Source organism: Pluralibacter sp. (genome assembly GCF_019237635.1).
Taxonomy (GTDB): domain Bacteria; phylum Pseudomonadota; class Gammaproteobacteria; order Enterobacterales; family Enterobacteriaceae; genus Enterobacter_B.
Window position 1 is genome coordinate 42,579 of the sequence record NZ_JAFAGS010000131.1, and the last position, 8,735, is coordinate 51,313.

General features: G+C 49.8%; 10 protein-coding genes. All 10 read right to left on the reverse strand.

Features of this window, described 5'->3' with window-relative positions; all coding sequences use genetic code 11:
- Positions 1-36: 36 nt before the first annotated feature.
- The 10 genes from JO226_RS23340 to JO226_RS15510 all read right to left on the reverse strand — a co-directional run bounded on the left by JO226_RS23340 (position 37) and on the right by JO226_RS15510 (position 8,344).
- Positions 37-246 carry a Wzz/FepE/Etk N-terminal domain-containing protein gene (locus JO226_RS23340; RefSeq protein WP_367273561.1) on the reverse strand — a complete coding sequence of 70 codons (210 nt, stop codon included), beginning with the start codon at positions 244-246 and terminating at the stop codon, positions 37-39.
- 174 nt (positions 247-420) lie between these two features.
- A complete protein-coding gene (locus JO226_RS15470; RefSeq protein WP_293602432.1) occupies positions 421-1,452 on the reverse strand; it encodes a PapG chaperone-binding domain-containing protein in 1,032 nt (343 codons plus the stop codon).
- Between the two features lie 13 nt (positions 1,453-1,465).
- Positions 1,466-2,038: a fimbrial protein gene (locus JO226_RS15475; protein ID WP_293602433.1), complete on the reverse strand. Its 573-nt coding sequence runs from the start codon at positions 2,036-2,038 to the stop codon at positions 1,466-1,468.
- Entirely contained in the window at positions 2,031-2,576 is a 546-nt protein-coding gene (locus tag JO226_RS15480; protein ID WP_293602434.1) for a fimbrial protein, read from the reverse strand. Before JO226_RS15480 ends, JO226_RS15475 begins: the two co-directional genes overlap by 8 nt.
- A gap of 10 nt (positions 2,577-2,586) precedes the next feature.
- Entirely contained in the window at positions 2,587-3,165 is a 579-nt protein-coding gene (locus tag JO226_RS15485; RefSeq protein ID WP_293602435.1) for a fimbrial protein, read from the reverse strand.
- A complete protein-coding gene (locus JO226_RS15490) occupies positions 3,158-3,697 on the reverse strand; it encodes a pilus-assembly fibrillin subunit (protein ID WP_293602436.1) in 540 nt (179 codons plus the stop codon). The genes JO226_RS15485 and JO226_RS15490 overlap by 8 nt, the downstream gene beginning before the upstream one ends.
- A 41-nt stretch (positions 3,698-3,738) precedes the next feature.
- Entirely contained in the window at positions 3,739-4,455 is a 717-nt protein-coding gene (locus JO226_RS15495) for a molecular chaperone (RefSeq protein WP_293602437.1), read from the reverse strand.
- 43 nt (positions 4,456-4,498) lie between these two features.
- Entirely contained in the window at positions 4,499-7,045 is a 2,547-nt protein-coding gene (locus JO226_RS15500) for a fimbria/pilus outer membrane usher protein (protein WP_293602441.1), read from the reverse strand.
- A gap of 133 nt (positions 7,046-7,178) precedes the next feature.
- Complete coding sequence (locus tag JO226_RS15505) at positions 7,179-7,760, reverse strand: fimbrial protein (RefSeq protein ID WP_293602438.1); 582 nt, start codon at positions 7,758-7,760, stop codon at positions 7,179-7,181.
- A 71-nt stretch (positions 7,761-7,831) separates the two neighbouring features.
- On the reverse strand, positions 7,832-8,344 hold the full coding sequence (locus JO226_RS15510) for a fimbrial protein (RefSeq protein ID WP_293602439.1): 513 nt from the start codon (positions 8,342-8,344) through the stop codon (positions 7,832-7,834).
- Between the last annotated feature and the right edge of the window lie 391 nt (positions 8,345-8,735).

The window sequence follows — 8,735 nt, forward strand, 5'->3', positions numbered from 1 at the left end:
TCAGAATTATTTTTTTGGTCTTTTAAAAATTGCTCATTAAAGGTGACCGTAAGGATGGTTATGTCGCATTAAGATGCAGTCAGGCAACATGCTGTTTTTTCTGATGGGTAATAATTCCAATTTACTGGTCCATTTTTGCGGTAACATAAACGTTGCAAGGACACCAACGAACACAAAACAGCTGATGCTAATAATTATACATTCTTTTGCATCGCGCATAATTTTTATAATAGTAATTAGATCCATGAATTTAACAGGAGATAGGCACCCAAAAGCCCCAGAAACAGAATATGACTCATGCTTATCTTTAATTTTGATTATCCTTACTGATGACTGATATTGGTACTAGCCGGTACCCCCGGGTGCCCACCTCCATAATGCAATCGATATTGCTTTCATGGAGGTGGGCCTGAATACTATTTATTGAATTGTAGCAGTGAGCACTGCACTTCCCTGTAACAGGCCTGCGGCAGCGACGTTAGTGGTTTTCAGCGTTGAGGTAACCATTAAATTACTACTACCTGAGGGGATATTGACGATGCCTGATGATGATGTATCAGAAATACCGCTGTTGCTGACAGTCAAAGAGGAATCCCAGCCATGCCCCAAACCCACTCCGACCCCGTCCGTGTATTTGTTAGTGGGTGGTGTCATGGCGGTTAGCGAGAGACTGACAGACGCCGGTTGATCGCAATTTACTGTCACCATAGCAGACTGCACACTATTATTGGCCAACGCTATTGATTGTTGACCATGTGCGATAGTGATATCAGATGACGATATCAGTGAACATTTATTTAGTATGTTAATGTTGTAGGGAATGTCGTCGAGTGTAGCGTAATTAAAGGCAAGGCTATCATTAAACTTCGTTATATCTGAAGCGTTAACACCAAAATATTCAGCAAATGCGAAGCGGATAGGAATAGTTCCTGCCGATAATCCAACGGGAATATCTGATGCAGCAATAGTGATGTCGATATTCGGATATATGTAGTTGATGGGGTATGTCCTACCGACTGTGGAACACCCCCCCCATGTCTGGCCCGCATTGATTCCACCACGTCTGACCAAAATAGTGTACCCATTCATAGTCCCTGCATTGACGTATCCAACAGGTGTCGATACTGTCAGTGGCACTGATTTTCCACCCACGTTGATTGAAGTAGAAATAAATACCCAAGAGTCTGATGAACCGAAATTCACCCAACCGTCGCTAGGTCTGCTGCAGCTTACGTATGCGACAGACATTGTGCCCGTGTTGAGCTGGTCAATTTGACCGCTAATGATGCCAAAAGCGTTCCCTGAATAATTCAGACTTCCCGTTGCGGATGTAGTGGTTTTCCACAGGTATGAATATGTATTTGCACTGTGTGCAGATGAAGAAAAAAAGACAGCAAGTGTGATGGGTCCCAGGTATTTAAACAGGTTACGCATACTGGTTAAAATAGGCACGTAAATTATTCCTTTATTGATAACTGATACTCATACTGGCCGATGCGGAAAAAGCCCCAGCGGCCAGCAAAGTGGAACCCAACTGAAAAGGTACGGCTGTGAAGGTGAACTGCCCGTTGGCCTGATTGACACCAGACAGAGAACCTGACTGTATTGGGTAACCGAGATAACTGCCGTTACTACCGGATTGTCCATCCCCCAGCATCATTGCTGCCGAAGGATCTGCACTGGTTCCCTGATACAAGGCTATCCCGAAACGACTGACGTCAGTTGCCAGAATATTGCTCGCGGCTCCGCTCAACTGCGTTCCTCTTACCCGGACGTATGGTGTGCCCTGGTAATATGTACAGGTCACTGGCACACTCAGGGTTTTTACATTTCGTGCATTCGTCACATCCGTCACAGACACGCTGCCAAAATCGACATCAATATTGCCACCGTTATTCACAATACATGGTGGGATGACAATCTCGCCAGTAATGGTGATATTTACGTCCTCCGCATTTACCGGCCTCATTGATACCAGCATCACGGTAAACAGTAATAAGTATATTTTCATTCCAGAGGGTTCCCCTGCATTATTCATAACGCACCTGCAGGCTCGCAGTGGCCGTAAAACTACCCGCCGTCAGCTTGCTTACACCATTCATCTGACCAATCCCGGCTCCCAGACTCAGCGTTCTGCTTGTGCCGCTGCCGGATATTGAACCACTTATATCCGTTCCGGTGGTTAAATTTAGCTGAACTGGCGTGATGCCATCTTGTTCACGCAAGTACACCACCAAGCCTTCATTGTCTTTGCTGGTTTTGATAGTCCCGTCCCGGGCCTGGCTGCCGGTTGCTAAAACTGCCGTCACTGCCAGCTTCGGAATACCCTGGGTATACGGACATTCCAACGGTACGGAGAACATCTGTAATTCATACAGCGTGTTGGACACTGGCAACGCCTGGATATCCACGTCACCGAAATCCACAGTAATATCGTTATTGCTGTTTACAACACACTCTGGAATAACCAGGTTACCGTGAAAGTTAATCGTCGTATCCGCCAGCGCCGGTAGAGTGCACAATCCCCCTGTCAACACGATGACTGCCGCTGAAATACCAGATCTTACTGCTGTCATTGTCTGTTCCTCACTGGTAGTTCACTTCAAAGGTTGCGGTAGCGCTGTAGTCACCCGGTACCACACTTTTTTTCGAAATGGCATCCGGTGTTGCCTGTACAAATGCTTTGAATTTCAGCGTCAGTGAGCTACCTGTCACTACATCACCGGCACCATTATGGTGGGAGGTTCCCAGTCTTAGTAACGTACTGCCATCTGTGTCAAGAAAACCAATTGCCAGACGCCCTGCATTCGCTCCTGTGGTCGCCAGATAACCCGGTAGCGCCCGCTCTTCCGCGCCACTGAAGGTCAGTTTCACCACTTTTCCGACAGTCGAGGCATAGCAGTTAACCAGTGTCACCTGAAACGTTTTCAGTGCGCTTTTCCCCGGCCAAACCCAGTACAGTGGTGTCGCGGTATCCAGAAATGTTACGTCCTGCATCTGTGATGCCGGATCAACTTTACAGGGCCGGTCCAGCAGATTGCCCTGAAACATCACGTCAGCCCGTACCTCCAGTGGCAAAATCATTATAATCCCCAGCATTACCGTCCGGATAACCCCGAAGGCTCGCGCCCCACGAATCTCCCACATATGCTCTTCTTTACTCATAGTTCAGCCTCAGATGCAGTAGCGTGCCCAGTACAGGGGGGGTAAGAAACTGGCGCTGCGCGTCAGTCAGTCGCCAGGTTAACGTTACCGAACCGCCGCGCCGTACCATTGCTGGCCTCTGCTGGGCTGGTTGCAGCTGTCCTCCTTTGTCCCCTGTCAGCAGGGCGCTGTAGCCCAGAACGGTGACCGAACGTTGAGCCTCTGGCGCATTCATGACCGTCAGGTCATCACCATAACCGCACCCCGTCAGCATCAGGCTCAGCAGAGTTTGCACTCGCTCTCCCGTGACTGAGGCTGCTAACGGCAGTGCTATCTCATTAGTCTGTAGCGTACAGGGTGACGATAACAACGCACCGTGCACCTCAAGTACACCATCATGGCCATTACGCTCATTAATCCACTGTTGGGACCGGGTGTCTGGCACTGACACCTGCTGACGGGTTAGCAGCTCATCGGCAAGCAGGTCTACACTGTTTATTCCTGCCCCCAGAACCACCGCTGCCATTGCCAGCACCGTTGTCATTTTTTTCATCTGTTCTCCCCCGGTACCGACGGTTGCTCTTGAATACGGTATTATTTTTTCAGCGCCGTGCAGCGGCCGCCTTCGCACATGAATTGCAGGGCTGGTCGGCCGCCGTAGTCATCAATCCAGCTTAGCCATGGCGAGTCGTATACCCCGGCCTTCACCGTTTGTGTTGACTTTGGTGCCAGCATGACTGCGTCAAACAGCCCTTCTTTAGCCCCCCTCTCACTTCCCCCTAGACCAATCACCGTCACGTAGTACGGGGTCGGGTTCTCTATACGCCAGCCGCCAGCGTCTTTGTTTAGAACTAGCTTGTCCTGCCACACTTCATTGGGCTTCGCTTTGATCGCCGCCGGGCGATAGAAAAGCTTGATTTTGGTTTGCAGTGCTATCTGCAGCACGTTGGGCTTGTCACTTTTTGGAGGAATTTCACGCAAATTAAAGTAAAATAGGGATTCCCGATCCTGGGGCAAGCTGCTGATATCCTGCGTGGACATCAGACGCACCATGCTTTTGGCTCCAGGCTCCAGACGTTGAACTGGAGGGGTTGCTACCAAAGGACCCGCGGTGATTTTTTCCTGTTGCGCATTTTCAATCCAGGCCTGGGCCAGATATGGCAACTGTTTATTGTCATTCGCAATGTTCAGTGTCATAGACTTGTCACCACCGTTATAAATCACCCGAGTACGATCCAGTGATACGGCACCATGCGCAATCTGCACGGTACTCAGGCACGCTGCCGCTACGAATACCTGTTTCATTAACATATTGTCTTCATCTCCGCGTCTGTACTCTGTATGTCTGTTCTTTTCATTTCGTCATCACCGTCTGGCATGGCAGCAGCAATTGCTGCTGAGTAGCCACCTCCGTTGGGATGTCTACGGCACACTGTGTCTGGCCATCCCAGCTCACATTAAGCCGCTCGCCGGGATTTACCCCACTCAGCCATGCCAGACCACCATCACTCACCATCCCAAGTTCCCGTCCTTTTGCACTGGTGACAACTGCACCAAACGGTGGATTACGGCTATCAGCCAGATTCAGTACCGCAAACACCCGCGCGCCCTTCAGTACCTCAAATTTTCGGTAACCAATCGCACCTTCAGTCAATGCCGATTCAACTACCGAACGGGTCGCCTCCATATCATCCGGCAGGCGATTAAGGTCTACCGAGGTGGTGTTCCGATAGTAGCTACTGATATCCGTCACCACCCCGATCCCCCACTGGTTGGTATAAACGCGCCCTCCATCGACAGGTACCTCTGCAACGCCATCGGTATCAACCAGCAATCGGGTTCCTCCATTCATTCCCCCCGCATGGAGTGCTGCGCCTTTCGCAGTTAGGGTCATCCCACCAGCCACGTTTATTCCAAGTGAGCTGTAACTGTTCTGTACCGTCGATGCATTCACTGACAGATTCGCTATAGGGCTGTTGCGGTTGTAGTAACCGCTGAATTGCCCGCCATCCTCTTGCCCGCTGTTTCCGCCAGTATTTATCCCGGCATTGATGCTGTAGCTGTCCAGTCCATTATTGAGTTTGTCACTGTAACCCACCGTCTGGGTGAACCGGCCGTCACTGAGATTGCCACCGTAACTTGCGTTCCCCGTTCCCCACGGAATCGACAGGCGCATGAAGACTGAATCATTACTCCGCCCCTGGTACTGTGAGCGGGACGCTGTCAATCCGGCCGACACATTGCGAAAACCGAATGCTTCAAAGTAGCGGTTCACTGACAGGGTATAGTAGTTCTCCGATACCTGATTCCAGTAGGTCTGGTAGCTGTACTGCAGATTTACTGAAGTCTGATAATCCTCGATATTCTTGTTCAGCGTAACGGTATAAAATTCCTTCTCACGCCCGCTCCAGTCGTTGCGGTATCGGGCGTCCAGATACTGCTGCATCGTCATGTAGTTCTGTTCAGAGAAGCGATAACCTGCAAAGGTTATGTCTGCATTTTGTGCATCAAAGCGCTTGGAATAGCTCAGACGCCAGGACTTACCCTGCATTCGCTCATGGGGGGCTCCGGCTACACCGTAAAATTTAGCTAATGACTGTGTGACGTCCGCCGACAGCGTGCCGAACTGGTTCAAATCATGTCCCACCCCTGCCGCGAGCGCGTTATAGTCCCCGGCAATTGTCGTCCCGCCGTACAAAGACCAACTGTTGCTTATTCCCCAGGAGGCCTCTCCTCCAGCAAATACCGGCCCTTCCGTATCGTGGGCATCCAGACCGCGTGAACGGCCGCTGACCAGCTTGTAGCGTATCTGACCCGGACGCGTCAGGTATGGGACATAGGCGGTAGTCACCTGAAAGGTTTTAGTCTGACCATTTTGCTCAATCACCTTCACATCGAGAGTCCCTCGCACAGAGCTATCGAGATCCTGGATGGAGAAGGGTCCGGCGGGAACAGTGGAGTCATAAAGAATACGGCCCTGCTGGGAAATCACTACCCGAGCATTGGTATCAGCAACTCCGGAAACCTGAGGGGCATAGCCCCTCAGTTTCGGTGGAATCATCCGTTCATCGCTCTCCAGGCTTGCTCCGGTATAGCGCCAGGTGCTGAAGATGTCTGAATTGATGTAGTTTTCCCCCAGCGAGAGATTTGCCTGCCATCGAGGTATTGCCCGGTACATGTAGAACCTGCTCCAGTCGAACTGGCTCTGCGTTCCCATGTTGCTTCCTGTCGTATGGTTCAGGTAACCCTGATAGTCAGCACGCAGACGCCAGGCTCCGAGGTTTGCGCCGGTGGTACCGTTATAGCTCAGGGACTGGGACTGCTGTCCTTGGGACGGTTTTGTGACGTTACCATTCAGATTGTAATCCAGTAGCAGACCAGAAATACCGCTGTCCCAACGGGATGGTGGCAGCCAGGTCGCGTCGGAGTATTCCAGCCACGCCTGGGGCATATTGATATTCAGATTGCCAGTGGAGACATCCGCTCGGATGGTCACACCCGGCAGGGAGCTAAAATCCGCACACTGCCCATCCTGCCACCAGGCAACTTTTTTCAGGGAATCAGCCGTTAATCCCATCTTGTCTATCATCTCTGGAGTCAGGCAGGGTTGCGGCAAAGACGAGTCTTCCTGTGAGACAACCGTGTCACCCCGCTCAGAAAAACTGACCATGAAGGGAGTTGGCGCAATGGCTTGCCCATTCACCATCATCTGCAACTGGTACTGACCGGGCATGACGTAACCCGCCTGGGAAAAGCGAGAGAAATCGATATTTCTTCGGTCTGCTGCATCCAATACGTCAGTATTAAAATCCACGGCGAAAACGTCTCCGACAGACAGAGCTATCAATACTGCTGTCGTTATTTTTCCAGTCATAAAAGAAGCACTGTTTATTATTTTCATTCGTCCGCCATCTGTCGCAAGGTAAGAAAATCCCCTGGCGGTATAGCCAGTCATTCACAAACTGCTGAATATTTTATTTACCCAGCACTAACACTATTTTTTTATTTTGGTTACTACATAAAAATCAATAATGTTATTCATATTCCACTCGAAAGCGCAGAGCAGCATAATAATTACCAGCGTTCAACGGTTGGCCGTTACGGACCACCCGCAGCCGGTATTCAAGCCCCTGGCCATCGCCATATAGCGGCTGTGCGGGCAAAGGTTCTCCGGATCGGGCTGAGTATCCTTGATTATCTATAACCTGAAGATCGATCCCTGTAGCCTGCCCAACTACCCGGAAATGGTCAGGTTCTGAGCCCTGGACTCCATCAAACGTGACGCGGACACGGCTACCTGCCAGCACTGACTTACCGGTTCCAGCCAACTCACAATCCATCAGCCGGAGTTGAAAATGCTTCTCAGGTCCAGCTGACGCCACCTGCAAATCCCGAACCGGTGTTTCCCCTAAATCCACGGACTGCCAAGCATCTTCCATTGCAAGGGTACAAGCCGGTACCACCACCTGCCCAGAAAAAGTAGCTCTCCCATCCCACCACACATTTGGTTCCCCCCAATAGTCCGGTATTGACATACCCGGAGTGGGGAAAGATGGCGTGGCTGCCTGAGCGGCTAGTGCGGTACAAAATACCAGCCCGAGAGAAGCCCCCCACATAACACGACTCAGGCATCCTCTGTATCCCCTCATAGCCAGGCCCTCTGATTCCCGTCTTACGTTGAGAAGTCTTATTGGTAGGTTAGGTTGAAGTTAGCCACAGCACTGAAGTCACCTTCCGCTACAGCCATACCAGTGGCTTGTTTGGTCCATGACGTAAAATGCAGTGTGTTATTACCATCGTTCAACTTAATATTGTCGGTCGGGGATCCGTAGATAATATCTGCGCCATAGCCGTTAATCACCACCGCTGTATTTGTGGTTCCGGCAGTAAGCAGCTCAGTGGCCGTTCCTGTCACCGTATTACCGCTAAACGTGACGGCAACTCCTTTCGTTGCAAGGGCGCTGACGTCACAGTTTACCAGTTTGATATCCAGACTTTTCTGCAGAGAGGTGCCGCCAGCTGCCAGATGAGATTTAGAAATCTGACCAAAGTCAATCGACTGGTCGACAGATGTTGGATCAATACCGCAAGGTGCGTTGATAACGGTCCCCTGAAAATTGACAACACCAGATCCCTGATTTGCAAATGCACCAATCGAAGTCAAAATAACTACAACAGATGTCGCTAAGTGAGCTTTCATATTGAATTACCCTTTTAGAAAAAATATGTTCCCAACAAATCACCATAGACATTCAGCATCCATTCACTACCGGATCATAAAGCCTTGCTGCATTTGGGGAATATAACGCCCCACTTCCACACAATCCTGATGAAAAAACGATGAAATGTTGGTTACAACGTAAAAAACACAACAAAAAGATGGGGTATATTATTTAAATATTTTTATAGCCAAGGATACATACAGCACAAAGCGAACTTCATATAAAAATAAATCACAAACACTGATTTTTTCTCAGGAGTATTTTTATCTGACACTAAACCCTAGCAAAAAAAATATCCCCGCATGTACTACCCCACAATAAAATTGAACTCAATATGTACCAAAAAATCATCCGGATGAGTGGTGGATT

Bases quoted from the DNA above. Each gene is read 5' to 3' on its own strand.
- JO226_RS23340 (WP_367273561.1), bottom strand. From the start codon at position 246: ATGGATCTAATTACTATTATAAAAATTATGCGCGATGCAAAAGAATGT.
- JO226_RS15475 (WP_293602433.1), bottom strand. From the start codon at position 2,038: ATGAATAATGCAGGGGAACCCTCTGGAATGAAAATATACTTATTACTG.
- JO226_RS15480 (WP_293602434.1), bottom strand. From the start codon at position 2,576: ATGACAGCAGTAAGATCTGGTATTTCAGCGGCAGTCATCGTGTTGACA.
- JO226_RS15485 (WP_293602435.1), bottom strand. From the start codon at position 3,165: ATGAGTAAAGAAGAGCATATGTGGGAGATTCGTGGGGCGCGAGCCTTC.
- JO226_RS15490 (WP_293602436.1), bottom strand. From the start codon at position 3,697: ATGAAAAAAATGACAACGGTGCTGGCAATGGCAGCGGTGGTTCTGGGG.
- JO226_RS15495 (WP_293602437.1), bottom strand. From the start codon at position 4,455: ATGTTAATGAAACAGGTATTCGTAGCGGCAGCGTGCCTGAGTACCGTG.
- JO226_RS15500 (WP_293602441.1), bottom strand. From the start codon at position 7,045: ATGAAAATAATAAACAGTGCTTCTTTTATGACTGGAAAAATAACGACA.
- JO226_RS15505 (WP_293602438.1), bottom strand. From the start codon at position 7,760: ATGTGGGGGGCTTCTCTCGGGCTGGTATTTTGTACCGCACTAGCCGCT.
- JO226_RS15510 (WP_293602439.1), bottom strand. From the start codon at position 8,344: ATGAAAGCTCACTTAGCGACATCTGTTGTAGTTATTTTGACTTCGATT.